The sequence below is a fragment of the Corynebacterium aquilae DSM 44791 genome, from assembly GCF_001941445.1.
In the GTDB taxonomy this organism is placed as follows: Bacteria; Actinomycetota; Actinomycetes; order Mycobacteriales; family Mycobacteriaceae; genus Corynebacterium; species Corynebacterium aquilae.
The window spans coordinates 1,777,214-1,802,725 of record NZ_CP009245.1 but is presented as its reverse complement, the minus strand read 5'-3'; the positions used below and the strand labels follow the sequence as shown (position 1 = coordinate 1,802,725).

The 25,512-nt window shown below is 59.9% G+C and carries 19 protein-coding genes; 13 read left to right on the top strand and 6 right to left on the bottom strand.

The window, feature by feature from the left end; all coding sequences use genetic code 11:
* Window positions 1–32 precede the first annotated feature (32 nt).
* The 3 genes from map to CAQU_RS07605 all read left to right on the top strand — a co-directional run bounded on the left by map (window position 33) and on the right by CAQU_RS07605 (window position 3,332).
* A complete protein-coding gene (gene map / locus CAQU_RS07615; RefSeq protein ID WP_075726615.1) occupies window positions 33–902 on the top strand; it encodes a type I methionyl aminopeptidase in 870 nt (289 codons plus the stop codon).
* Between the two features lie 106 nt (window positions 903–1,008).
* Window positions 1,009–2,508 (top strand): cobyric acid synthase, encoded by a 1,500-nt coding sequence (locus CAQU_RS07610; protein ID WP_075726613.1) that lies wholly within the window; start codon window positions 1,009–1,011, stop codon window positions 2,506–2,508.
* On the top strand, window positions 2,505–3,332 hold the full coding sequence (locus CAQU_RS07605) for an HAD hydrolase family protein (protein WP_075726611.1): 828 nt from the start codon (window positions 2,505–2,507) through the stop codon (window positions 3,330–3,332). Before CAQU_RS07610 ends, CAQU_RS07605 begins: the two co-directional genes overlap by 4 nt.
* Before the next feature lie 21 nt (window positions 3,333–3,353).
* On the opposite strand, the gene CAQU_RS07600 is transcribed toward CAQU_RS07605, so the two are convergent.
* The 3 genes from CAQU_RS07600 to CAQU_RS07590 form a co-directional block, all read right to left on the bottom strand.
* On the bottom strand, window positions 3,354–4,685 hold the full coding sequence (locus tag CAQU_RS07600) for an MFS transporter (protein ID WP_075726609.1): 1,332 nt from the start codon (window positions 4,683–4,685) through the stop codon (window positions 3,354–3,356).
* A gap of 191 nt (window positions 4,686–4,876) precedes the next feature.
* Window positions 4,877–6,262 carry a mycothione reductase gene (gene mtr, locus CAQU_RS07595; protein WP_075726607.1) on the bottom strand — a complete coding sequence of 462 codons (1,386 nt, stop codon included), beginning with the start codon at window positions 6,260–6,262 and terminating at the stop codon, window positions 4,877–4,879.
* A 173-nt stretch (window positions 6,263–6,435) separates the two neighbouring features.
* Window positions 6,436–7,560 (bottom strand): alpha/beta hydrolase, encoded by a 1,125-nt coding sequence (locus CAQU_RS07590; protein ID WP_084562908.1) that lies wholly within the window; start codon window positions 7,558–7,560, stop codon window positions 6,436–6,438.
* A 614-nt stretch (window positions 7,561–8,174) separates the two neighbouring features.
* On the opposite strand from CAQU_RS07590, the gene mqo reads away from it, so the two are divergent.
* The 6 genes from mqo to CAQU_RS07560 all read left to right on the top strand — a co-directional run bounded on the left by mqo (window position 8,175) and on the right by CAQU_RS07560 (window position 14,846).
* Window positions 8,175–9,686, top strand: a complete 1,512-nt coding sequence (mqo, locus tag CAQU_RS07585) for a malate dehydrogenase (quinone) (protein WP_075726605.1) — start codon at window positions 8,175–8,177, stop codon at window positions 9,684–9,686.
* Window positions 9,687–9,864: 178 nt separating this feature from the next.
* Window positions 9,865–10,941: a magnesium chelatase ATPase subunit I gene (locus tag CAQU_RS07580; RefSeq protein ID WP_075726603.1), complete on the top strand. Its 1,077-nt coding sequence runs from the start codon at window positions 9,865–9,867 to the stop codon at window positions 10,939–10,941.
* 1 nt (window position 10,942) lies between these two features.
* A complete protein-coding gene (locus CAQU_RS07575) occupies window positions 10,943–11,707 on the top strand; it encodes a vWA domain-containing protein (protein ID WP_075728547.1) in 765 nt (254 codons plus the stop codon).
* A 73-nt stretch (window positions 11,708–11,780) separates the two neighbouring features.
* On the top strand, window positions 11,781–12,656 hold the full coding sequence (locus CAQU_RS07570; protein WP_084562902.1) for a DedA family protein: 876 nt from the start codon (window positions 11,781–11,783) through the stop codon (window positions 12,654–12,656).
* 112 nt (window positions 12,657–12,768) lie between these two features.
* Window positions 12,769–13,389: a cob(I)yrinic acid a,c-diamide adenosyltransferase gene (gene cobO, locus CAQU_RS07565; protein WP_075726601.1), complete on the top strand. Its 621-nt coding sequence runs from the start codon at window positions 12,769–12,771 to the stop codon at window positions 13,387–13,389.
* On the top strand, window positions 13,386–14,846 hold the full coding sequence (locus CAQU_RS07560) for a cobyrinic acid a,c-diamide synthase CobB (protein ID WP_075728543.1): 1,461 nt from the start codon (window positions 13,386–13,388) through the stop codon (window positions 14,844–14,846). Before cobO ends, CAQU_RS07560 begins: the two co-directional genes overlap by 4 nt.
* 111 nt (window positions 14,847–14,957) lie before the next feature.
* Here the strand turns inward: CAQU_RS07560 and CAQU_RS07555 are convergent, their stop codons facing one another.
* A complete protein-coding gene (locus CAQU_RS07555) occupies window positions 14,958–15,713 on the bottom strand; it encodes an ABC transporter ATP-binding protein (RefSeq protein ID WP_075726599.1) in 756 nt (251 codons plus the stop codon).
* The gene (locus CAQU_RS07550) at window positions 15,710–16,702 is read right to left on the bottom strand and encodes an FtsX-like permease family protein (RefSeq protein ID WP_075726597.1); all 993 of its coding nucleotides are present in this window, start codon (window positions 16,700–16,702) and stop codon (window positions 15,710–15,712) included. Before CAQU_RS07550 ends, CAQU_RS07555 begins: the two co-directional genes overlap by 4 nt.
* 859 nt (window positions 16,703–17,561) lie before the next feature.
* Between CAQU_RS07550 and cobA the strand changes: the two genes are divergently transcribed.
* Window positions 17,562–18,335: a uroporphyrinogen-III C-methyltransferase gene (gene cobA, locus CAQU_RS07545; protein ID WP_075726595.1), complete on the top strand. Its 774-nt coding sequence runs from the start codon at window positions 17,562–17,564 to the stop codon at window positions 18,333–18,335.
* On the top strand, window positions 18,332–19,795 hold the full coding sequence (locus CAQU_RS07540; protein ID WP_075726593.1) for an MFS transporter: 1,464 nt from the start codon (window positions 18,332–18,334) through the stop codon (window positions 19,793–19,795). The genes cobA and CAQU_RS07540 overlap by 4 nt, the downstream gene beginning before the upstream one ends.
* Before the next feature lie 85 nt (window positions 19,796–19,880).
* Here CAQU_RS07540 and yaaA read toward each other — a convergent pair whose 3' ends face one another.
* Window positions 19,881–20,645, bottom strand: a complete 765-nt coding sequence (gene yaaA, locus CAQU_RS07535; RefSeq protein WP_075726591.1) for a peroxide stress protein YaaA — start codon at window positions 20,643–20,645, stop codon at window positions 19,881–19,883.
* 78 nt (window positions 20,646–20,723) lie between these two features.
* On the opposite strand from yaaA, the gene CAQU_RS07530 reads away from it, so the two are divergent.
* Together CAQU_RS07530 and CAQU_RS07525 are read left to right on the top strand one after the other, a co-directional pair.
* On the top strand, window positions 20,724–22,478 hold the full coding sequence (locus tag CAQU_RS07530; protein ID WP_075726589.1) for a proline--tRNA ligase: 1,755 nt from the start codon (window positions 20,724–20,726) through the stop codon (window positions 22,476–22,478).
* 715 nt (window positions 22,479–23,193) lie between these two features.
* Window positions 23,194–25,509, top strand: a complete 2,316-nt coding sequence (locus CAQU_RS07525) for a sialidase family protein (RefSeq protein WP_075726587.1) — start codon at window positions 23,194–23,196, stop codon at window positions 25,507–25,509.
* The last annotated feature ends 3 nt before the right edge of the window (window positions 25,510–25,512 follow it).

Below are 25,512 nucleotides of genomic sequence, written 5' to 3'. Positions count from 1 at the left end.
CCTTCGCCACAACAGGATTATGATGGGGCGTTATGACTACACGCGCCCCCCTGACCCCCGGCACCCCCACCCCCATCCGCGAAGTCCCCGCACACATCGAACGGCCCGAATACGCCTGGAAAGACACCGTCCAGGAAGCCATGGGGGAGCCCTACATCCAAACCCCCGAAACCATCGAAAAAATGCGCGTCGCCAGCGAAATCGCCGCCAACGCGCTGCAGCTGGCCGGCAAAGAAGTAGCCCCCGGTGTCACCACCGACCACCTCGACGACATCGTCCACACCTACCTGTGCGACCACGGCGCCTACCCCTCCACCCTCGGCTACCGCGGCTTTAGCAAATCCTGCTGCACCAGCCTCAACGAAGTCGTCTGCCACGGCATCCCCGACAGCACCGTCATCGAAGACGGCGACATCGTCAACATCGACGTCACCGCCTATATCCACGGCGTCCACGGCGACACCAACGCCACCTTCCTCGCCGGCAACGTCAGCGAAGAACACCGCCTGCTGGTCGAACGCACCAAAGAAGCCACCATGCGTGGCATCCGCGCCGCCAAACCCGGCCGCGAAATCAACGTCATCGGCCGCGTCATCGAGGTCTACGCCAAACGCTTTGGCTACAACGTCGTCACCGACTTCACCGGCCACGGCGTCGGCCCCACCTTTCACAACGGCCTCGTCGTCCTGCACTACGACTCCGACGCCTACACCGACATCCTCGAACCGGGCATGACCCTGACCATCGAACCGATGATCAACCTCGGCGGTCTCGACTACGACATCTGGGACGACGGCTGGACCGTCGTCAACCGCGATAAAAAATTCACCGCCCAATTCGAGCACACCATCGTCATCACCGACGACGGCAACGAAATCCTCACCCTGCCCACCATCGACTAGGCGCCAACCCTTCACAACCCCCACAACTCCCGCCCCGCACCCCACAACGCACCCGCGGGAGTTTTTCCCACCCACCCCACACCCCACCTGCACCCAAGGACCCCCTGTGACCGCAGTGCTTCTCGCCGGAACCACCAGCGACGCCGGAAAATCCATCCTCGCCGCCGGACTATGCCGCGCCCTGACCCGCAGGGGACTATCCGTGGCCCCCTTCAAAGCCCAAAACATGTCCAACAATTCCGCCGTGTGCCCCAGCGGCGGCGAAATCGGGCGCGCCCAAGCCCTCCAAGCGGCCGCCTGCGGACTGCAACCCCGCGTCGAATTCAACCCCATCCTGCTCAAACCCGGATCCGACCGCACCAGCCAACTCGTCGTCCTCGGCCAAGCCCAAGGAAACGTCAGCGCCCGCAGCTACGTCGAACACCGCACCCACCTGCGCAACACGGCCGCCCAGGCCTTAAAACAACTCGAACAAGACTACGACCTCGTCGTCGTCGAAGGCGCCGGATCCCCCGCCGAAACCAACCTGCGCGACACCGATGTCGCCAACTTCGGACTCGCCGAAGCCGCCAACCTCCCCGTCTACATCATCGGCGATATCGACCGTGGGGGAGTACTCGCCCACCTCTACGGCACCTACCACATCGTCGACCCCACAGACGCCGCCAGAATCCAAGGCTTCATCATCAACAAATTCCGCGGGGACGAAAGCATCCTCACCCCCGGACTCGACGAGCTGCGCCAACGCACCGGAGTACCCACCATCGGCGTATTCCCCTTTATCCCGGGGCTGTGGATCGACGCCGAAGACTCCCTCCAATCCATCGTCGGCGCACCCCTGGGCCCACCCACCACCGCCCTCGGCACAAGCCGGCTGACCGTGGCAGCCATCCGACTACCCCGCGTCTCCAACGCCACCGACATCGAAGCGCTCGCCTGCGAACCCGGCGTCACCGTCAGCTGGGCCACCGACCCCGACCACGTCGCCACCGCCGACCTCGTCATCATCCCCGGCTCCAAATCCACCATCAGCGACCTGCAATGGTTGATAGACACCGGACTAGCCGAGGTCATCACCGACCGGGCCGCCACCGGCCGCCCCGTCCTCGGCATCTGCGGCGGCTACCAAATGATGTGCGCCACCATCACCGACGACGTTGAGCACCTCAGCGACACCCCGCACACCCCCGTGCCCGCGCTCGGCATCTTCGACACCGACATCGTCTTCCACCCCACCAAAACCCTCATCCGGCACGACGACGGCGCCTACGAAGTCCACCACGGACAAGTCAGCCGCACCACCGAAAAACCCTGGATCGGTGAGGAAGGAAACCGCCGCGGCGCACTCTACGGCACCCACCGCCACGGACAATTGGAAAACGACGCCTTCCGCCGCGCCTTCCTCCGCGACATCGCCACCCACTGTGGTAAAGGCGACACCTTCATCGTCAGCCCCAACACCAGCTTCAACGACGCCCGCATGGCACAACTCGACGCCATCGCCGACGCCTGGGAACAACACGTCGACATCGACGCCCTTCTTGACAATATCCGCACCTACCGCACCCGCACCCAGACCACCACAGGACGCACCCCCACGCCATGACCACCCAAGCCCCCACCGACATCGCCGGTCAACTGCTAGCCAGCGACCTCGACGGCACCCTCGTGTTCCACCACCACATCAACAGCGCCGACAAAACCGCCCTGAACAGCTGGCGCCAGCGCGGCGCAACACTGGCGATCGCCACCGGCCGCTCCCTCAACCTCACCCGCGACCTGCTCCACCAACAACACCTCGACGTCGACTACCTCGTCATGTGCAGCGGCGCCGTCGTCACCGACGCCCACTACACCCCGATCTACACCCAACCCCTCGACACCGACATCGCCCAAGACATCCTCAACTTCATCCGCCAATGGCCCCAAGTTGCCGCCTGCGGAACCTTCCTCGACACCCGCGACTCCATCCTCTTTTCCAACGTCGGGCCCGGGCATAGCACAGAACTGTTCGACCTTTACGCCGCCGAAGGAACCGGACGCATCGGCGAAAACATCATCACCGGGCTGCCCCTATGGCTGCCCAGCAACGAACAACACCCCAGCGCCGAAGGCTACGGCATCGACGATCTCCACGCGGCACTCAACCAGCGCTACGGCGACGCCATCGACGTCCACAAAAACCTCGACTTCCTCGACATCGCCCCACCCGGCTGCACCAAAGCCAAAGGCCTTGACCGCGTCATCGAAACACTGCCCACCCCACCCACACTGACCCGCACCATCGGCGACAACTACAACGACATCCCCATGCACCAGTGGGCCGACCACAGCGCCAGCCTCACGCACTCACCCGAGGACGTGAAAAAACACACCGACGTCGTCGTCGACAGCGTCGCCGACTACGTCACCCCGCTGCTCGGCGCCTAACCCCAGCCAACCCTGCCGGCATCAACCCCGGCCCGGCCCCCAGGGACTTTTCGGCGACCACAACGCCACCAGCGGCACCGTGACCGCAGTAATCGCCAAAAACAGGGCAGTGAACTTGTAATCGGGAAAGAAACGCGCACCCGAGGTCTGCAACAACCCGGCGATCGAAATCATCGACGTCATACCCACCGTGCCCATCACCTGCAGCGCAGAACCATGGAAACCAGTATTCGAAGCACCCGCGCGCTCCAGGGTCTCACTCGACAACCGCGGATACACAAAACCCATACCCGCCGCAGCGATACCCCACCCCGCAACACTTACACCCCAATGGGTTTCCAACGCCGCCGACACCGTCATCAGCGCCGTACCAGCCCCCATCACCGCGAAACTCGACAACATCACCGACTGCAACGCAAAAGCACCGCCAAACCGCGACTGCGCCCACGACGCGCCAAACCACGTCACCCCAGCAACAGTCAACCCCATGCCCGTCAAGGTCGGCCCCAAATGATAATTCTGCGACAACAACAACGGCAGATAAATCTCAGCGGCAAAAAACATGTCAATCAACGCGCGGGTCACCATCAACCTATTGCGACCCGGAACCAAAGGGCGCACCGCCAACAAAGTGCCCACCAAACCCGCCAGCAGCAAAGCGACAGCAAACAACAAAGACGACAGCTGAGAAGAAAAATTCATCGCCGCCACACACAACGCGACCAACACCGCTGCAACCACCGCCTGGCGCTTACTCCGCGGCGCGCTATCACCACCCCGCGGTAAGGTCCGCAGCACCCTCGACAACAACAGCATCGCCACCACCAAGGTGACAATCACCAGCCCAAAAACCCCATGCCAGCTGGTCAACTCCGCAATCGCCCCCGCCAACGCCGGCCCCACCAAACTCGGCAACACATACGCCCCAGCAAACGCCGCAAACACCTTCGGGCGAAGCCGCGCCGGATACGCCAAACCGATCACCGAATAGATCGCCACAATGACAGCACCAGCCCCAAGCCCCTGAATAGCCCGCGAGAGCACAAAAATCGCCATAGTAGGGGAGACCATCGCAAGCACCAACCCCACGAGGAAGGTATAACAGCCAGCCATCATGGACGTACGCGCCCCGAAACGATCCGTAAGCAGCCCCGCTGAAACCATCCCCACCACACCCGTGGCCAAAGGAAGCACAAACGACAAAGAATAAGCGCTGGTGCCCCCCAAAGCATCCGTGATAGCCGGCATCACCGCAGTCACCGCAGTCTGGTCAAAAGCACACGCAATGACAGCGATCAAAACGCCTGCAGTGGTCGGGGCAAGCTTTCCGCGATAGATACTGGTAGAGGTCATGAGGCGCCATTGTATCCATCACAGGCACAACAGACGACCACACACCCACACAAAACCACCGCCGCCCCCCACCATCCCAGCACACAGCCCCCGCGAACACAAAGGTTCACGGGGGCTGCGCAGCTGCAAAAACAATCACCGTGCCACAACACAAACCAGCGTGGCACACAAGCGAAAAAGGGGAGTGCGGGCTAGAACTCCAAACCCAACAAGGCGTTCTCGATCAACTCCGGCAACGCCGGGTGGATCCAGTACTGCTCAGAGGCAACCTTGCGAACATCCAAATCGAAAGCCATCACAGTGATCAGCTGCTGAATCAGCGTCGACGCCTGCGGGCCAATAATGTGCGCACCCACCAAACGACCACTGTCACGATCAGCGATCAACTTCGCAAAACCAGTGGTGTCCTCCATAGCCCAACCAAAAGCCACATCACCATAATTTTGCACCTTCACCGTGACATTAATGCCAGCATCTCGAGCTTCCTGCTCAGTCAAACCGACAGTCGCGATCTGCGGGTGCGTGAAGATCGCGGCAGGAACCAGATCATGCGGCATCTTCTTCATCGCCTCAGGATGCAACAGGTTGTGCTTGACCGCACGCATCTCAGCATTCGCGACGTGCTTGAGCTGATACGGCGACGACACATCACCCAAAGCCCACACCCCATCGGCCGTGGTGCGGCCAAAGTCATCAACCACGATTCGGGGGCCATCCATCTCAATGCCGGCCTTATCCAGATCCATCTGATCACCATTCGGGGTGCGGCCAGTGGCGACCAACAACACCTCAGCCTGAACCTTCTCCCCATTGTCCAGCACCAACTCCACCCCACCATCAACATCGCGGGCCTGATCAATGGTGCGACCCAACTTGCAGGTGTACTGCTGCTGAGCAAGCTCGGTGAAACGATCCGAAACCTCAACATCCAAGTGCTTGAGCAAACGCGGCGAACGGTTAATCACCGTCACGTCCACACCCAGGGACGAAAAGACATGCGCGAACTCAGCGGCAATGAACCCGCCGCCCAGCACCACCATCGACGACGGCAACTGCGGCAAACGCAAAATATTTTCGTTCGTGTAGTACGTCACCCCCGACTGCTCAATGACGGGCAACACCGTCGGGCGCGCACCCGTGGCAATAATGATCGTGTCGCCAGAGACCAACACCTCCTTATCGCCATCCTTGGTGCTCACAGTCTTCGGGCCAGTGAAACGCGCATGACCATCAAACACCGTGATATTCGGAGTCTCATTACCACGGCGATACTGCTCACCACCAGCCGCAATCTTGTCAATGCGCTCAGTAAAGACCCGATCGACAATCTTGGACCACTCACAGCCCTCATAGGTGGCCTGCAAGTTGTAGCGGGCTGCTTCCTGAATCTCCCGCGCAACATCCGCGGCGTACACGTACATCTTCGTGGGAATACAACCGACATTGAGGCACGTGCCACCGAAAACACCCTTTTCGATGATGGCAATCGACTTGTCCTCAAACTCTGGGCCAGGAATCGAGTTACCCGACCCGGTTCCAATGATGACGATGTCGAAATGCTGGGTATCAGTGGTCATGAAGAAAAAATCCTTTGATGGAAGTTATTGACGGCGGGTGAGAAAAAGACACCCTCATGGGCACCAATTCTAGGAGCCAAAGACACAACACAAGCAGCCCGGCCAGTGAAGCCTAGCCCTGCAGCGCTTAAGAAAGACGCCGCACGGCGAAACCTAAACCAGCCAAAACCACCTCAGTGCCGTGAAGTACTCGTGAGCTCGAGGTCGTCTAAGAAGTCATCGAGCCTGCTAAAAGCAGTAGCTCGCGCGATCTGCTGAGACAAAAACACATCGTGGCGCGCGCCGGGAACCTGGTGGATTTCCACCTTGCTTCCGTCGGCCACGAGGGAGGGCGCCCAGGCGAGGATGTCTTCGACATCCAGAACCGCATCTGCGCAGTCCGTGGCGGCCGAATAAGGCTTGTTCAACCACGAGCTCGTAGAACACAACACCATTGTGGGGGCCGGACATTCCACAACGCCGGAATGAATTGTGTCCTGGCCCAGGATGACAGCGCGTAACCAGCCAAAAGTCTTTTCTTGGCCGTTGACTGGTTTGTATTCCAGGTTGAAATCCCACTCGCCGTTGTGGTTTTTGTGGAGGGATTTTCCGTAGGCCGTGAGGTCTCCACTGCCCGAGGGCATCAACATGTTGGGTCGGGCTTTACCCAGGGTGCGTACCGCGGGGCGCAGCATCCGCTCAGCCCAGTTCGGAATCATCATGCCCAGCCAAGGGGAGTTCAACACGACGCCAGCAAGCGGATTGAGCAGTGAAGTGGCCGCTGGATCGTCTTCCGACTGCAGGCGTAGGCGATCTAGCCACAGCGGTGCAATCAGCCCGCCGGTGGAGTGCGCCATCACGATGACGGGGCCGTGTTGTCCCGCAGCAGCCAAAGCAACATTGAGTTCCGGGTCGTAGCTCGACAGGTCGAGGGTGTGGTGCCAGCGTTGGCCTGCGCGGTGCGAACGCCCACATTTACGCAAATCGACGGCCATGGTGTTAATGCCACGGGAAGCGAGGTGTTCCGCCACGTGGGTGTGGAAGAAATAATCGGTCATGCCGTGGATCCACAGGGCTGTTGGCGCATCCTCGGCGAGCTTTTGCTGTGGCAGGTATTTGACGAGGGTGGCAACGACCTCTCCTTCGCCGTCAGGGTCGGGGCCGAGGTCAATGGTGGCTTTGCGGAAACGCTCACCGAGTTCGTCAGCCTCCCAGTGCAGCTGATCGAGACTAAAACCTGCAGGCCAGGCGACAGACGAGCCTGCTGCAGGCGGGAGTGCGGTGGGATCTTGGGCGGAGATGTGGTGGAGATCGCTCATGGGTCAAACCTATCGGGTATGGCTGTGTTTTGTCTGGGAGTCAGGGACGAATCTTGCTGAGGATGTCTGGTTCAGTCGCCGGGGTATCCGGGGAGATGTCTAGGCCGAAACCACCCGGCGGTAGCTGTGGTGCAGTCGAAAATCCTGGCGCCCGATGATTCGGTGTACCCTGCCACAGTTGCGGGGGTAATTTTCTTGCTGTGTCGACCGTCGCATATTTGGCGGGGTTTGGCGATAGTTCCGCACCCGGTACTGGGGATTACAGCCCGTCAGCGCCCTATGCGGCGAAAGCAGATGGGGGGAATTTTGGGTGAAAACAACAAAAATGGTGCTACCCCCGGGCGAATGGGAGTAGGGTGGTAGGGCAAAGGAGACTCTGCCCGTATGGGGGACTCGCTCCGCATGACTGCGGCTGCCGCAAGAAACCTGAAGCTCTTGCGGCGTCTTCGTGTGGACAAAGCTATCCCGTGTGCCCGGCTGCTGTTGGGCGGGTGGTGTCTCGAAGTTCACTGACTCCTTAAGTCCGTGTCGCGCAGCCTTCTGTTGGTGGGCGGCGGCGCGAGCCTGAAGTCTGTCACGACGAAGCGAAAGCAATCCGTAAGGAAGTAACAACTGTGTCTGATTCCACCACTGGATCCACGACCAAAAACCCTGTGACTGATGAAGCCGATGTCGTTCTGATCGGTGCGGGCATCATGTCCGCAACCCTGGGCGCAATGCTCGGTGAGCTGGAGCCGAACTGGTCCCAGGTCATTTTCGAGCGCCTGGATGGCCCGGCAGAGGAGTCTTCCTCCCCGTGGAACAACGCCGGCACCGGCCACTCTGCGCTGTGCGAGCTGAACTACACCCCGGATGTTAACGGCAAGATTCAGACCGCCAAGGCTATTGGCGTGAACGAGAAGTTCCAGGTGTCCCGCCAGTTCTGGGCACACCAGCTGGAGCAGGGCGTGTTGACGGATGCCCGCGACTTCATCAACCAGGTGCCTCACGTGTCCTTCGCGCAGGGTCGCGACCAGATGGACTACCTCAAGCGCCGCTACGATGCACTGGCACCGCACCCGCTGTTCCCGGACATGCAGTACAGCGATGATCCCGCGAAGTTCGCGGAGTTCTTGCCGCTGATGGCCAAGGGCCGCGATTTCGACACCACCCCCGTGTCGATTTCCTGGACTGAAGCCGGCACCGACATTAACTACGGTGCACTGACCAAGCAGTTCATTAAGGGCTGCCAGGAGCGCGGCACCACCGTTCGTTACGGCCACGAGGTCAAGGACATCAAGCGTGATGGCGCCAAGTGGAAGGTCGTTGTCCGCAACGTCCACACCGGTGATGAGTCCGTGGTTCGTGCCAACTTCGTCTTCGTGGGCGCCGGCGGCATGGCTCTGCCGCTGCTGCAGAAGGCCGGCATCCCCGAGATCCGTGGTTACGGTGGTTTCCCGGTTTCTGGTGAGTGGCTGCGCTGCACAAACGAGGAGCTCGTTGAGCAGCACCGCGCCAAGGTTTACGGCAAGGCTTCCGTGGGCGCACCCCCGATGAGCGTGCCGCACCTGGATACCCGTGTGATCGATGGCAAGAAGGGCTTGCTGTTCGGCCCCTACGCCGGCTGGACCCCGAAGTTCTTGAAGCAGGGCTCCTGGTTCGACCTGCCCAAGTCCCTGCGTCCGACCAACCTGATGTCCATGGCCGCCGTGGGTGTGCAGGAGATGGGCCTGACCAAGTACCTCATCACCGAGCTGCTTAAAGACGAGGAAGCCCGCGTCGAAGCCCTGCGCGAGTACATGCCGTCCGCCAAGGCGGAGGACTGGGAGCTGGTCACCGCCGGCCAGCGCGTCCAGGTCATCAAGCCGATTGTCGGCCCGCGCTTCGGTTCCCTGGAGTTCGGTACCGCACTGATCAACAACTCCGAAGGCACCATCGCTGGTCTGCTGGGTGCTTCCCCGGGCGCTTCCATCGCTCCGGCCGCCCTGCTGGAGGTTCTTGAGCGCTGCTTCGGCCAGAAGATGGTCGAGTGGGGCCCGAAGATCAAGGAAATGGTTCCCTCCTACGGTGTGCAGCTGTCCGCGAACCGCGAGATGTTCGACGAAGTGTGGGCACACACCCAAAAGGTGCTCAAGCTCGAGGGCTAGTCATCCCCGCCTTCGTTGATTGGGCATCACATAATCAACACTTACCGCACCCCAGGACGCGCTCGTGTCCTGGGGTGCGGTGCTGTTGCGCCCAACAATCCCCGCATTGTCCCTGCGAAGGTTTCAATTAGCTGAGGTATCGCTACACTAGGACACCGTGACCTCACAAACGAAACCCATGACCGGTTATCCCTTCGCAGCCATCGTCGGGCACGACGACTTAAGGCTTGCGCTGATTTTGAATTCGATCTCGCCCACCATCGGTGGTGTCGTAGTGCGGGGTGAAAAAGGCACCGCGAAAACTACCACCATCCGTGGTTTCGCGACGCTGATGAACGGTCCTCTGGTCAACCTTCCCATCGGCGCTACTGAAGACCGCGTGGTGGGTTCCCTGGATGTAGAAACGGTGCTCACCACCGGCCGCGCCGAATACAAGCCGGGTCTGCTGGCGCAGGCCGACGGCGGCATCCTCTACGTCGACGAAGTTAATCTCCTGCCTGACCACCTGGTGGACGCGTTGCTGGATGCGGCCGCCACCGGCCAGGTCACCATCGAACGCGATGGCATCTCCCACACCAGCCCCGCCCGTTTCGTGCTCGTCGGATCGATGAACCCCGAGGAAGGGGAGTTGCGTCCCCAGTTGCTGGACCGCTTTGGTCTTGCTGTGGAGGTAGCGGCATCCCGCGACGTTGAGGTGCGCTGCGAGATCATGCGCCGCCGCCTGGCTTTCGACGCCGCTCCGCAAACCTTTGCGGCCCACTACGCCGACCAGGAACGCGCCTTGTCCGAACAGCTGGAACAGGCCCGCACCTTGTTGCCTGATGTGGAACTCCCCGACGCGATGTTGGCCCGCATTGCCCACGTGTGCGCCACTTTTGATGTCGATGGAATGCGCGCCGACCTGGTGATCGCGCGCACCGCGTGCGCGCATGCGGCGTGGCGTGGCGCGCAGCGCGTGGGGGAGGAAGACATCGCTGTAGCCGCCAAGTTGGCCTTGCCGCACCGCAAGCGCCGCGATCCTTTCGATGACACCGGACTTGACGAGGATCAGCTCGACCAGGCTCTCGATGAGGCCAAGGAACAGTTCCCCGAGCAGCCCGAAAACACCGAAGACGACGGCGGTGCGGAGCAGCAACCGCCACAACCAGAACAGTCTGACGCTGACTTGCAGCCCCCGCAGGACACCCCCGATGAGCAGCCCACCCAGGACGGGAAGGCAGGTCGCGCCGATATCGGCGCCCCCTTTCGCCCCTAGGCTGCTGCGACGGGCAGGAGTCGGCGAGGAAGGACTACCGGGTCGGCGCTCCAAAGCCTATTCCGCCCAAGGAGCTACCGTGCGCGCCGTGCGGGGCGGCCACGGCCTCAACGTGGTCGGCAGCGTGCTGGCCGCCGCGGATCGTGGCGCCAGCATCAGTGGGGAAATGATCGATTTTCGCCCCAGCGACCTGCGCGGAAGCCTTAGGCGTGGGCACGAATCCAACCTCATCGTTTTCCTCGTTGATGCCTCCGGCTCGATGGCCGCCAGGGACCGCCTATCCGCGGTCACCGGGGCAGTGGTCTCCATGCTGCGCGACGCCTACCAACGCCGCGACAAAGTGGCCGTGATCTCCGTACGCGGTGCCGCCCCCGAACTGCTTTTGCCACCCACCTCAAGCATTGAGGTTGCGGTGCGCAGAATGGCGCACGCCGACACCGGTGGGCGCACCCCACTGGCGCAAGGCCTGGTGATGGCCCAACAACTCATCGAGCGGGAACACCGCAAGGAGCCCGCGCGTCGGGCCATGCTCGTCATCCTCAGCGATGGGCGCGACACCTCCCACGCGGGAGTCGCCGGGGTCCGCACCGCAGCCAGCACGATCTCCCGCCGCGGGCTGGCCGGAAGCCTCGTCATCGACTGCGAACGTGCAGGGCGCGTCACCCTGGGGTTGGCCAAGGAACTCGCCCGCGGACTGGTGGGCGCCTACGTCAAAGTCGACGAACTCAACGCCGAATCCATCTCCGGCATCATCGACGCCGTCTAACACCAAAAACACACCACCTTGAACTACCCGGCACTACCCGGCCGCATCGTTGCGGTCGGGTACCCTTATCGGCATGACAACAACTCCCGGTAACCCAGAAGATCCGCGGGACACCCCAGAAAATCTGCACGGTGACCACGCACCCACCTCGGCCGACAACGAGGCCGATTCCGAACTTCTGACCTCCGGGATCGCACCCAGCGCCGAGGACATTGACGCAGTCGCTGAAACAAAAAACAGCGAAGATACCCCCAGCGAAGAGGACAAACCCTGGTGGGACCAGCCCGGGATGCCCTGGAATAAACAACCCACCAAAGCCGACCTGTGGTGCTTTGGTGCCTTTATCGCCGTCGGTTTTATCTCCATGGCGCTACTCCCACTGCGCGCCTACCTGCTCGGCGACGAATCCCGCCTCCCGTGGGCGGTCGCACTTCTAGGCTCCAGCACCGGCGGCGCCGGACTTGGGGCACTACACAAAGTCGGTACCGAAGTGCCCCTATTGTGGCCCCTGCTGCTCGGCGGACTGACCCGCATCAAGTTCGACTGGATCTACTGGTGGGCAGGCGCCCTATGGGGCCGCGGCATGATCGAAATGTCCGCCGCCCAATCACCACGCGCCGCCCGCAACTACGCCCGCGCCGAAAAATGGGCCCACAAAATGGGCTGGATCGGCATCTTCGTCGCCTACGTGCCCATCCCCCTGCCCATCCGACTCGTCGTCTTCGTGCTGGCCGGCGCGCAAGGCATGAACCTGAAAAAATTCCTCCTCATCGACTACCTCGCCGCTACCGTGTGGCTGGCGGGATACATGTACTTCGGATACTCCGTCGGCGAACCCGCCGTCGCAGTGCTTGAGGGCTATGCGAAGATCGCCAACTATGTGGCCATCGGCCTGGTGGTCTTCATCATCGCAGCGGCCATGATGCGCAACAAGAAACAGGCCACCTAAGACCCATCATCCCCATCCACACCAGGGTGGGGATGATCGCTTTTCGCATCGCCTAGGCCCCAAAAGCCACCACAACAGCAGCGAAAACCCCCACCTCGTTTATCCTTAACCCATGCCCAAAGGAAAACTCGACCCCGCATCCATCCCCGACGACGGCCTGACGACCCGCCAACGCCGCATGCTGCCCATCACCGCAGTCCACACCGGCCCCGGCAAAGGGAAATCCACCGCCGCCTTCGGCATGGCCATGCGCGCCTGGAACCAAGGCATGAAGATTGGGGTTTTCCAGTTCGTGAAATCACCGAAGTGGAAAGTCGGCGAAGAAACCGTTTTCCGCACCCTCGGGGAATTACACGACACCACCGGCCAAGGAGGACCGGTGGAATGGCACAAAATGGGTGAGGGCTGGTCCTGGGCGAAAAAGGCAGGCTCCGAGGAAGACCACGCCCGCGACGCCCACGAAGGATGGCTCGAGGTGAAAAAACGCCTCGAAAACCACACCCACGACTTCTACGTGCTCGACGAATTCACCTACCCGTTGACCTGGGGCTGGATCGACATCGACGACGTGTGTTCCACCCTCGCCAACCGCACCGGCACCCAACACGTGGTGATGACGGGCCGTAACGCCCCGGAGCAGCTCATCGACGTTGCCGACCTGGTAACAGAGATGACCAAGATTAAGCACCCCATGGATCAGGGACGCAAAGGACAAAAGGGGATCGAGTGGTGACCACAGCCACCCCGGCGATCTGTATCGCCGCCCCAGCATCCGGCACCGGCAAAACCACGATCGCGACCGGCCTGATCGCAGCGATCGCGCGCCGCACCACCGTAGCCCCCTTCAAAGTCGGCCCCGACTACATCGACCCCGGCTACCACACCCTCGCCGCCAAGCGCCCGGGCCGAAACCTCGACTCCGTGATGTGCGGACGACAACTCATCGGCCCCCTCTACGCCCACGGCTCCCGTGGGGCAAACATCGCAGTTATCGAGGGCGTCATGGGGCTGTTTGACGGAAGAATCACACAGGACACCGACCCCACCTGCGCCCCCGGCTCCACCGCCGAGATCGCCGAAATTTTGCAGGTCCCGGTCGTACTGGTGGTGGACGTGCGGGGCATGAGCCAATCCGCTGGCGCCTTGGTGCGGGGATTTGCGACCAGCAACACCAACGTGCGGGTAGCGGGCGTCATTTTGAACAAGGTCGGTACCGAAAGGCACGCGGCGGTGGCGCGGGCTGCCGTGGAAGCGGTGGGAGTACCCGTGCTGGGGGCTGTGCCACGCATGACCGGGGTGGAAGTCCCCAGCCGACACCTAGGATTGGTCACCGCCGCAGAGCACGGCTCGGAGGCCATCAACGCGGTCGAAACCATGGCCGACCTGGTAGAAGAACACATCGATGTGGACGCCATCATGCAATTGGCATCCTGCGGATACCAAGGCCCCGCCTGGGACCCAGCCACGGCACTGGGGGAGTACGCCGCCGAACAATGCTGCCCAATCGGTGCGGGAACAACCAGCAGTGCCATGGAAAACCCCCAGGCGCATCGGCCCCGCATCGCGCTTGCAGGTGGCCCCGCTTTTACCTTCGCCTACACCGAACACGAAGAACTCTTGGCGGCAGCCGGGGCGCACGTGGTGCGTTTCGACCCGCTGCTAGACGCATTGCCGCCCTGCGATGGGCTCATCATCCCGGGAGGCTTCCCCGAAGAACACGTGGAAGCACTGGCAGCGCGTACCGATCTAAGCGAGCAGATCCGCGCGCTAGTGGCCGCCGGTGCCCCCGTGCACGGGGAATGCGCCGGCTTGCTATGGCTGACCGCAACACTGGACGCACACCCCATGCTGGGAGTTATCGACACCCACGCAGCGATGGGCCGCCGGCTAACCCTGGGCTACCGGGAGGCCGTCGCACTCAGCGACAGCGTGTTGTACTCCGCCGGACAACGCGTCACCGGCCACGAATTCCACCACACCGCCTTGACCTGCCAACAGGCCCCCGGGTTCTCAGCAGCATGGGGTTGGCGGGCCTGGGACAACAGCCCCGCAGCAGAAGGCTTCGTCAGCCCCACCGTGCACGCATCCTATCTGCACGTGCACCCCGCCAGCACCCCGCAAGCAGTAGGCCGATTCGTGGCAGCCGCCCGCGAATTCGCCACCACCCACACCACGGTCGCACAACACTAAACACCGGCCACAAAACCCCAAAGGGGCCTGCCTCCCACCAAATCAACGGTGACAGACAGGCCCCTTAAGTGCTGTTAAAAGGGTCCTCTCGGCGTTTTCACGCCGCCACCCCTAATAGGAGGGAGTATTTTCATCCCGCGGTGAAAGCACCCCATCGACCATGACCAATTCGCGATCAGCTCGCGCAGCGGCGTCACGGTCATGAGTTACCAGCAGCGTACCCACACCCTCCTCACGCACGAGCTCCAACAACAGATCCATCACTGCCTGAGAACGCTGAGAATCCAGCGCAGAGGTCGGCTCATCGACAACCAGCAACTCGGGGTTATGCATCAAGGCGCGGGCAATATTAACGCGCTGACGCTGGCCACCAGACAGCGCACCGGTGGAGCGATTCATGGAGTTACCCAAATCAAGTCGCTCCAACAACGCCTCGGCACGCTTACGGGAAGCCGCCTTGTCCTTAGCACGGTGCTTCGACCACGGGGCAACCAGGTGGTCGGTCATCAACAACTGATCAATGGCGCTGAGCGAACCCAACAGATTGGACTGCTGGAACACGATACCGATGCGGTTTCGACGCACCTCAGCGGACTGCTTAGCGTTCAAATGAGCCAACTCCGTCGACCCCAGCATCACGGAGCCAGAATCCGGCTGAATCAGGGTGGAGGCGACAGCCAACAAAGAAGACTTACCAGAACCGGACGGGCCAGTAATGGCAACCAATTCGCCTTTCGACAAATCAAAGCTGACGTGATCAACAGCAACAACACGATCGTCACCGTCGGGAAAACTCAACACCACATCCCGCAGAGAAAGCGCGGTGTCGTGGGGAGCAGTGCGGTCGAATGCGGGCGTGGTGCTCATCGGTTACCTCCCAGGGCAGACAGAGCGGAAGCGGTACGCAGGAACGTCAACGACAAACCTGCACCCAAAAGCCCCAAGGCAAACATGCCAGCAGCGGGGACAATAGTGGTGGACGGGGACACGACGAACGGCATAGCATCACCGATACCGGCCGCAGCCGCCAGAGTGATAGCCAAGCCAGCGCCAATGCCAAACGCCAAAATAATGGCAGCCTGACCCAAAGCATCAATCACCAAAGAAGGAGTGGTCGCACCCAGCGCCTTCAACGTGGCAATGTCGGGCTTACGCTGAATCGTCCACACCGTGAAGAACGCGCCAGTAACCAACGCCGTAATCACCAACAGCATCACATTGATCATGTTCAGCGACGTCGACTCCGCCTTATACGAAGCAATAGTGCTCGGCAGCTTGCCAACCTTCATGGCAGTCAAACCCTGAATCTCAAGCTCCGGGCCGTCAGCAACAACGAAGCTGGCAGGAGTCTCCGGCGGCAAATTAGTCCAGATCACCTGCTGGTGGGCATACCAGTCATCGCCGGAAACAGCATCCACCTTCAACTGCTGCTTATTGTTAATAGTGATCTCATCGCCAGGAGAAACATTGAGAGTCTTAGCGGCAGCCTCACTCACCACAGCATGCCCCTCAGCAGGCAGGGGAGTATCACCCGCCGCAGGCCCCTGCTTACCGGCCTTAGTAGCCAAAATGGCAAAAGCATCGCCAGCAACCTTGCCACGAGAAATCGCCACAGCAGTCGCCGGCTGAGAATCCAGCAAACGCGACGGCACGGTCAAAGTAGAACGATCCAAATCATCGTCGCCAACATAGGCGATCTTGCCGCCCACAGTCTGAATGGAAGAAATATTTTGGTGAACCAGACCTCCAGTGAGGCCAGAAAGGAAACTGACGAGAAGCGCCATCATGCCAACGGTGACAGTGATGAGCGCGAAACGCCCTTTGGCGGCCTTAAGGTCGCGAAGCGCGAGAAACATTGAGGTGTAAAGCTCCTGATAAAAACAACAACGCCGACAAGGGAAGAAAAACCGGCGAATTTTTTAGTACTGCCAACCATTATCGTCTTAAACAACGAACCGGCGCCCGCCGGGGCATCAAAGATCCGAGACCCGCGCAAGCAAAAGGCAGCGTAGCTGGCACAAGTACCACAGGCTGCGCCACAAATTCGACAGAACCATCACTTCCGTTTGGCTCAACGCTCGGGTCGCGCCGGGCTCGCCGCGTCGGGATTGCTCGGCACGGTTTAGATTGCTGGGCTGCACGCTGTGGAAGCCGTGGTGCGATGGGTGCGATAGCGGTGTGCTAGGACGCTAACAACAGTCTTGTCGAAAACTCCATGTCCGACATCGCCCGAGCGGACATAAAAAACCCACATCTTCGCTTGCGGGATTCCCTCCCACTTTCGATAAGTTTCGCGCGACACTCGGTGGAGGCCACACCAGACAAGTGGCTAAAACCCTCCCACCACCCCACCCAACCCGGCCACCGAATAGCCACCGCGGGGCAGAAAAACCGGACCGGGAAAAGTTGCGCAGACCTCTTGACGAAAACCCACGCGCCGCCAACGAACCGCCCTAAGAGCAGCATAAATACCGTCCAGCGTGAGGAGATTTCTGAGTAGACAAGCACCCAAGCAAGTCCTGGTTTTCTGCCGGTCGAAACCCCCGGGGTCTAATCCAACTTTGGTTGCCACCGCCACCATCCCCATCGCCACCGTCGCTATTGACCAGCAACGCTAGCGGTATCTTCGACCGCCCTGCTCAGACCACAGCGACCAACCAAAACCCAAAAACCACATTCGGAAGGTTCCCGCCCGGCGGACTAGACTTTGGCGTTATGAGTAAGCCACTGATCAGTACCGCAGCCCCCGCCCGCTGGCCGGATGAAAACCCCCCAGTCAGCCTCATTGGTGGCGGCCCCGGCGCGTGGGATCTGATCACGGTGCGCGGATTGATGCGGCTGCAGGCAGCAGATGTCATCGTGGCTGACCACCTGGGCCCCACCGCGGAGCTCGACAAGCTGGTTGATCTGCGTGGGGTGGAGGTTATTGACGCGTCGAAGTTGCCTTATGGCAAGCAGGTGGCGCAGGAAAAAATCAATCAGTATCTCATCGATTTTGCGCGCGCCGGGAAGAAGGTTGCTCGGCTTAAAGGTGGCGACCCGTATGTGTTTGGCCGGGGTTTTGAGGAGTTGAGGGCGTGCGCGGAGGCAGGCATTGATTGTGAGGTGGTGCCTGGGGTGACTAGCGCTATTTCGGTGCCGGCGTTGGCTGGGGTGCCGATTACCCAAAGGGGAGTGGTGCATAGCTTTACTGTGGTCAGTGGGCACGTGCCTCCGGGGCATCCGAAGTCGCTGACGGATTTTGATGCGCTCGCGCGTACTGGTGGCACGATCTCCATCATCATGGGGGTGAAAAATGGTCCTGCTATTGCAGAGGCTTTGCTGGATGCCGGTAAAGCTGCTGATACCCCGGCGGCTGTGGTGCAGGAGGGTTCTACTGCCGCTGAGAAGGCGGTGAGGTGCACCCTGGGAACTCTTGGGGAGACTTTGGTGCGGGAGAGCATTGCCCCGCCTGCTGTGATCGTTATCGGTGAGGTTGCTGGCCTATGAGTTCACCACGCAGCGCACTTGGCTGGCCTTTGGCGGTGTTGTCGGCGCTCCAATTGATGGTGGTGTTGGATGGCACTGTCGTCAATCTTGCTCTGGCTCGCATCCAGGTCGAATTGGGGTTGAGCGATGGGTTGCGTAGCTGGGTGGTTACGGCCTATGCGCTGGCCTACGGTGGTCTGTTGTTGTTGGGCGGGCGCATTGGTGATGTGTTTGGCCGTAAGAAAGTCTTTCTCACTGGGGTTGCGCTGTTTACTTTCGCCTCTTTGGCGTGTGGTTTAGCTACCACCCCGGCGGTGCTGCTGGCAGCCCGTGTCGTTCAGGGCATTGGGGCGGCTATCGCTAGTCCCACTGCCATGGCTTTAATTGTGGTGACTTTCGCTCCCGGTAAGCCTCGCAACCAGGCTTTTAGCGTTTTCGCCATGATGACTGGACTGGGCAGCGTGCTCGGGCTTGTGATCGGTGGTGCATTGACTGAAGCTAGCTGGCGGTGGATTTTTCTTATCAACGTTCCGATTGGTGCACTGATTGTCCTCGTTGGAGCACGTGTACTTCAGGCTGCTGAAGAGACTGAAAAAATGGCGCTGGATGTGCGTGGTGCGGTGCTTGCCACCGGCGCCTCCACGCTTTTGGTTTTTGGTCTTGCCGAAGGTGGCGGCGGGCTCACGCTTGCGGTGATTGCTTCGCTTATTGCGGGCGTGGTGTTGTTGGTGATGTTCTTTACCTCGCAGAAAAGGGCTACCAACCCGGTGCTGCCGCTTGGTATGTTCTCCAGCCGTTCCCGCGCCGCGGTTTTTATCTGTCTGCTTCTCGCCGGGGCGCTGCTGATGGCTATGACCGTCCAAGTCGCTTTATTTGTACAAGAGGTTCTCGGCTATGGCCCGCTGAAAGCTGGCCTCGCTTTCATTCCTTTTGCTTTCGCCCTTGGCACCGGAAGTGCGATTGCCAGCAAAGCTGCGGAGATTCTCAGCCCCCGCTACATCGTTGCGATTGGTGGAGTTATTCTCGCCGGCGGTTTCGTGTTCGGTTCCACTCTTACCGAACACACCACCTATTGGCCGGATCTTCTTTTGCCCATTCTTGTCATTGGCATTGGTGTTGGCATCGTCCTTATTCCCCTGACACTTTCTGTGGTTGCTGGTGTTAAGCCGGCCGATGTCGGCCCATTGACCGCCACCTCCTTGGTTTGCCAAACCCTCGGTGGGCCCTTAGGGCTTGCTGCGGTGACCGCCGTCGCGGAAGCCACTACTAGCAATATCCTTGGCACCTCCACTGCCTTGCTCGACCGTGAGCACCTGACCGTAGCCCAGCAGGCGGCATTGGGGCAGGGCTACACCACCAGCCTGTTGCTCTGCGCTGCTCTCGCGCTGGCCATCGTGATGATCGCCCTGTGGCGTATCACTTTCACCCCCGTCGACATCGCCGAAGGAAAGCGTGCGGAAGCTGCCGCTCAACGCGGATAAAACCCACCAAAACCACAGGCTCCTAAAGCGAAGCTTCGGGGCCCGTGGTTTTGCACGCTAAAAGAACTCCCGAAAAAACTGACAGCTATGACGCCGGGACCACCAGCGTCAACTCGCTGCCCGAGGACACTTCCACTCGCATCCCCGCTGCAGCAGCTACCTCTGCCACCTCATCCATCGAGGCACACTGCACCCCGGATAGTGCCAACTCGCGCGCCAACAGACCCTTGTAGTGCTTGTTGAAGTGCGAGACTACTTTCCGGGTGCCGTCGGGAAACTCCGACTCCACCCGCACCGTGACTGCGTCTTTGACCTTTCCCAACTGCTGGTAGGTGCCACTGCGCAGGTCGACCAGAAGCTCATCGGCTGCGACCGCCGACAAAACATCCGTGATGGCGGTACCCCACCGTGCCTTCATCGTCGGCACCGAACCGTCGGCGCTTGGCACCTTGGAACCCCCGGAGAGGCGATAAAAGGGAATCGGATCATTGGCGCGCACCAGGCCAAATAGCGCTGAACCAACCGCCAAACACTGGCGTTGATCCTGAGTCAAACTTCCCGCGTCCAACGCGTCGTATTGCACACCCGTGTAGCGCTCAATCGCCGGCATCGTCGGTGCCGACAGCAGCTCTGCGGTTGCCTCCACATCCCCGAATTTCGCCGGCCCCACCTTCAACGCCTGCGCCGCCGCTTCCACGTCCCCGGCGCACAAAGCCACCAAATCCTTAGCGATCGCATGGCGGCGCTCGTTTAATTCAGGAAAAGACAACACACAACGATCATCAAAAACCACCGGCGCGCCGGAACCACCAGCAGCCTTTGTTTCAGACGGAGCAAGCACAATCAACATGCACCCCACCATAGAACACCGCCACAACCGGGGGAGCAGTACACACCACCGGCGCCCCGACAGGTAGAATCAACCCCCATGATTACACGCATGTCCACACTCTTCCTGCGCACCCTGCGCGAAGACCCCGCCGATGCCGAAGTTCCTAGCCACAAACTCCTCGTCCGTGCCGGCTACATCCGCCGCGTCGCGCCCGGCGTGTACTCCTGGCTGCCGCTCGGCCTGCGGGTGCTGCGAAAGATTGAGGACATTGTTCGTGAGGAAATGAACGCCATCGGTGGCCAGGAGATTTCCCTGCCCGCGCTGCTGCCGAAAGAACCCTACGAGGTCACCGGCCGATGGACCGAGTATGGCGACGCCTTGTTCCGTCTGAAAGACCGCAAGGACGCCGACTACCTGCTCGGCCCCACCCACGAGGAAATGTTCACCACCCTGGTCAAGGACATGTACTCCTCCTACAAGGATCTGCCGGCCATCCTGTACCAGATCCAGACGAAATACCGCGATGAGGAACGCCCCCGTGCAGGTATCCTGCGTGGCCGTGAATTCGTGATGAAGGACTCCTACTCCTTCAACATGGACGACGCCGGTCTGGATGAGGCCTATGCCTTGCACCGCCAGGCGTACCAGAACGTCTTCGATCGCCTGGGAGTCAAGTACGCCATCTGTGCCGCCACCTCGGGCGCTATGGGTGGCTCCGCGTCGGAGGAATTCCTGGCGATCAGCCCCAACGGTGAAGACACCTTCGTGTCCGCCACCGGTGGCGACTACGCGGCCAACGTGGAAGCCGTGGTCACCCAGCCCGGTGTGGAACGCGAGATCGATGGTCTGCCCGCAGCTGAAGAGCACCACTCGCCGAACGCTGAAACCATTGCGGCGCTGGTGGATTGGGCCAATGCCACCGGTATCACCATGGATGGGCACGAGGTGACGGCAGCCGACACCTTGAAGTGCGTGGTGGTCAAAATTACCGAGCCCGGCCAGGAACCGGAACTCGCCGGCATTCTCGTTCCGGGTGACCGTGAGGTTGATTTCAAGCGCCTGGAGGCCTCGCTGGAGCCCGCCGCCGTGGAGATGGCCTCCGACAAGGACTTCGCCACCAGCGACTTTTTGACCAAGGGATACGTTGGCCCGCGCGCACTGGCCGCCAACGAGGTCAAGGTGTACGCCGACCCCCGCATTGTCAAGGGAACCAGCTGGATTGCTGGTGGCGACGCCCCGGAAACCCACGTGGTGAACCTGGTGTGCGGTCGCGATTTCACCCCGGACGGATTCATCGAAGCCGCTGAGGTTCGCGAGGGAGATCCCGCACCGGAAGGGCAGGGCACCCTGACCCTGGAGCGAGGCATCGAAATCGGCCACATCTTCCAGCTCGGTCGCAAATACACCGAAGCTTTCGACGTGCAGTTCCTGGACGAAAACGGCAAGCGCTCCGTTCCGACCATGGGCTCCTACGGCATTGGTGTTTCTCGACTGGTGGCCGTTCTCGCCGAGCAGCGTCTCGACGAAAAGGGACTGAACTGGCCCGTTGCGGTGGCCCCGTACCAGGTCCATGTGGTGTGCGCGAACAAGGATCAGGCCGCCATTGACGCCGCTGAAAAGTTGGCTGAACAGCTCGACGCCCGTGGCGTTGAGGTGCTGCTCGACGATCGCCCGAAGGTCAGCCCCGGCGTGAAGTTTAAGGACGCTGAACTGCTGGGCATGCCCTTGGTTGCAATCTTGGGCCGTAGCTTCGCTGACGGAAAGATGGAGCTGCGTGTTCGCGGCGCTGAGACTGAAGAAATCGAGGCTGCTTCCGCAGTTGAGGCAATCGTGTCCCGCCTGGCTGTGTAGAAACACCCTGTGAAGGCTTTACGCCCCGGTTGATCTGTGTGATTGCCGGGGCGTTAGTCGTGTCAGGGCCTACCTGGGGCTGTGGAGTCGTGTGTGAGCGACTCTATAGGTTGAATCGGGCAGATTTTCGAGGGGGCCTGGCCTGCGAGTTGGTGATTAATCAGAGCAATGGGGGCAATTAACCTGCTGAGTTCGAGCGGGGGAGGATTGCATCGGATCGCGTGGCATGTTGATTTATTTTGCTAGATAACGCAGCAGTGTAAGCCTGAATCTGGTTGTCTTCCAGCTCAATTGAACCTGCATATACCTGTTTTTGTTTTGAAATATGCCTGTTTGTTTTTGATTCGTGGTGAAAAATTTTTCAGGCTGACGCCCGGTCGTCTGATTCCGTATGTGGGCAATATGCTTCAATTCAGATGTTTTTTGACGCTTTGGGGTCGTTTTGGGGGGTAGTGGTGGGGGTAGCTTTTGGGATGCTTGGGACTTTTTCGAGTTGGGCACCTTTTGAAAAACTGCTTTGACCTGGTGCTATGGGGAAACTTTTATTGCAAATGTTTGCTACTGTGACCTGAAACTCTTGTGGCTTTGTGTTGTGTTGCGCAGCATATGTAGAAGGGTTAAGTTGGCTTCAAGACATCAGACATCAGTCCTTTAGCTTTTTGGCTCCGGCACTGAAGGACTGCGCCGAGAAACTCGGAAACCTAGAGAGGTAGACATGTCAGAAAAAATCGACGCGATAGTCACTGCGTCATCTCCAGTGCCCACCAGCATCAAATTGGAAGCTGGTGCACGAACTGCACGGGGATCCTTGATCTTGACTTTCGCTGCAACTGTCGACGGCGAACTGCTAACAATGACCGGTGATGAGGGGCTATTTTCGCTCGAGATCTCCGGTGGGCGACTTGACGGATTCACCAAAACGAAAGACCAAGTGCGTCATATTGACGCTGAAGACACTCTCGGCTTGGACGACGGAACACTTCACACGCTTGGGATCACTGTCGACGACTTCGGCACGCACGTTTTTGTTGACGGGTACGAAGCCTTCACTACAAGCCTCGACGTGTGGACCGAACAGCTTGAGGTCGAAGATATCTCCATCGACCCAGCCGGAATCTTCGATATTCGTAAATTCACTATCTACAATTCGCCACTGACTTCCCACGCCCAAGTAGCAGAAGCAGTAGCTCCAGAGCCATTCGTTGAGTTCGCTGCAGCAGAACTCTCACAGCGTGATGCTCGTCGCTGTGGCGGCTTGACTCGTGGTGCACTACGAGCACGCATTCGTGCCCGCGGTGTTGGCCAAGGCGGAACCATTATTGCTGCCCAAGGTTCCAACGGCCGTCTTGAACTCGAACTCACCGCCGGCGGAATTCAGTACACAGTCTTCGAGGGTGTTAGCCAGGAAAAGCCGATTGCAAGCGTCTTCGGTGCAGGACATTTTGATGACGGTGGCTGGCACGATGTGATCCTGACCTCCGGAAGGGGTGCCCTCGTCCTCTACGTTGACGGCTACCAGATCGGCCAGGCCCCGGGTGCTGCATTTTTTGATCAGATCGGGGACATCAGTCGCGTTACCGTCGGCATGAATCTTGAGGGATCGCGGCTTTTTGGTGAGGCACAAACGGCGGCAATCTACAGCACCGTACTTAGCGACCACCAAGTCAAGCGTCTCGCCGGTGTTGCTCCATTGGAAACCCAAACTCTTTTTGACACTGGCCTCAAGGGAAGCGCCTCATATCGAATTCCTAGCCTGTTGACGTTGGAATCTGGGGTAGTTCTTGCCGGTGCGGATCAACGCGTTTCCATTGCAAATGATTCGCCGAATGATATTAACTTTGTTCTACGGCGGAGCCTTGATGGTGGAAAGACCTTCGAGGACGTTCAAACACTGATCACCTACCCCGGAGAAGGTCGACTCGGTGCATCCGTCATCGACTCCGTTCTCGTACAAGACAAGCAGACCGGACGAGTTCTGGTTCTCATCGATCATTTCCCCGGTGGAATTGGACAGCCTAACTGTGCAGTTGGTACCGGTTACACCGTTGATGGTCTACAGGAACTTCACGATCGTGCAGGGAACCATTATGTTCGCCAGGCAGACGGGCGCGTGGAAACCCAGGATGGAGAATCCACGGACTTCGAAGTCGATCAAGAAGGCAATGTCACGGAAAATGGCAAGCCTCGAGGCAACATTTACCTGGCATATGGGGTCGACAAGAACGAATCGCTGTTCACTGCCCGAACTTCCTACCTCCAGATGATCTACAGCGATGACGATGGCGCGACTTGGTCCGATCCAATCGACATCACATCACAGGTGAAAGCCGATTGGATGCGCTTTTTCGGAACATCCCCGGGAAACGGTATTCAGTTGGCAAATGGCCGAATTCTCATCCCGGTTTATTACAACCATGAGGAAGGCATCACTTTCTCATGTGCGGTGATCTACACCGACGATGGTGGAAAAACCTGGCACCTGGGAGAATCCCCGAACGACAATCGTGAGTTGTTTGGCGAGAAGATCCACTCCCGCAATCTCACCGACGACCGTGGAAGCCTCCACGAATCTGCGTTGGTTGAAGGTTCCGACGGGTCGGTGCATGTGTATATGCGCAACCAGCACCCGTCCGGCAGGGTGGCGCACTCTGTCAGCCAAGATCATGGAGAAACCTGGGGCCCAGTCGACTATGTCGAGCAGCTCACCGAGATTTTTTCCCAGCCGAACTGCATTCGTATCACTCTAGATCCCGTCACAGCTCAGAAGCGGGGCGTTGATTCTGCGATTGTTTTTGCGAACGCCAGTCGCATGTTGCCGTTTCGCGGTTGTGGAGTCCTCCGTCTGAGTTTCGACGATGGAAAGACCTGGCCACACAATAAGGTCTTCAATCCTCGCCACTACGTCTACCAGTGCATGGCACAACTGCCCGACGGTGACATCGCTTTGCTGTGGGAACGTGAAACCCAGGGATTGTTCCTCACACGTCTTCCCATCGCATGGCTCACTGAGTCTCGTTCCACGATTTCCTAGAGA

Excerpts from the sequence above, each read along its gene's own strand:
- map (WP_075726615.1), top strand. The coding sequence starts at position 33 with ATGACTACACGCGCCCCCCTGACCCCCGGCACCCCCACCCCCATCCGC.
- CAQU_RS07605 (WP_075726611.1), top strand. The coding sequence starts at position 2,505 with ATGACCACCCAAGCCCCCACCGACATCGCCGGTCAACTGCTAGCCAGC.
- CAQU_RS07600 (WP_075726609.1), bottom strand. The coding sequence starts at position 4,685 with ATGACCTCTACCAGTATCTATCGCGGAAAGCTTGCCCCGACCACTGCA.
- mtr (WP_075726607.1), bottom strand. The coding sequence starts at position 6,262 with ATGACCACTGATACCCAGCATTTCGACATCGTCATCATTGGAACCGGG.
- CAQU_RS07590 (WP_084562908.1), bottom strand. The coding sequence starts at position 7,560 with ATGAGCGATCTCCACCACATCTCCGCCCAAGATCCCACCGCACTCCCG.
- CAQU_RS07580 (WP_075726603.1), top strand. The coding sequence starts at position 9,865 with ATGACCGGTTATCCCTTCGCAGCCATCGTCGGGCACGACGACTTAAGG.
- CAQU_RS07570 (WP_084562902.1), top strand. The coding sequence starts at position 11,781 with ATGACAACAACTCCCGGTAACCCAGAAGATCCGCGGGACACCCCAGAA.
- cobO (WP_075726601.1), top strand. The coding sequence starts at position 12,769 with ATGCCCAAAGGAAAACTCGACCCCGCATCCATCCCCGACGACGGCCTG.
- CAQU_RS07555 (WP_075726599.1), bottom strand. The coding sequence starts at position 15,713 with ATGAGCACCACGCCCGCATTCGACCGCACTGCTCCCCACGACACCGCG.
- CAQU_RS07550 (WP_075726597.1), bottom strand. The coding sequence starts at position 16,702 with ATGTTTCTCGCGCTTCGCGACCTTAAGGCCGCCAAAGGGCGTTTCGCG.
- cobA (WP_075726595.1), top strand. The coding sequence starts at position 17,562 with ATGAGTAAGCCACTGATCAGTACCGCAGCCCCCGCCCGCTGGCCGGAT.
- CAQU_RS07540 (WP_075726593.1), top strand. The coding sequence starts at position 18,332 with ATGAGTTCACCACGCAGCGCACTTGGCTGGCCTTTGGCGGTGTTGTCG.
- yaaA (WP_075726591.1), bottom strand. The coding sequence starts at position 20,645 with ATGTTGATTGTGCTTGCTCCGTCTGAAACAAAGGCTGCTGGTGGTTCC.
- CAQU_RS07530 (WP_075726589.1), top strand. The coding sequence starts at position 20,724 with ATGATTACACGCATGTCCACACTCTTCCTGCGCACCCTGCGCGAAGAC.
- CAQU_RS07525 (WP_075726587.1), top strand. The coding sequence starts at position 23,194 with ATGTCAGAAAAAATCGACGCGATAGTCACTGCGTCATCTCCAGTGCCC.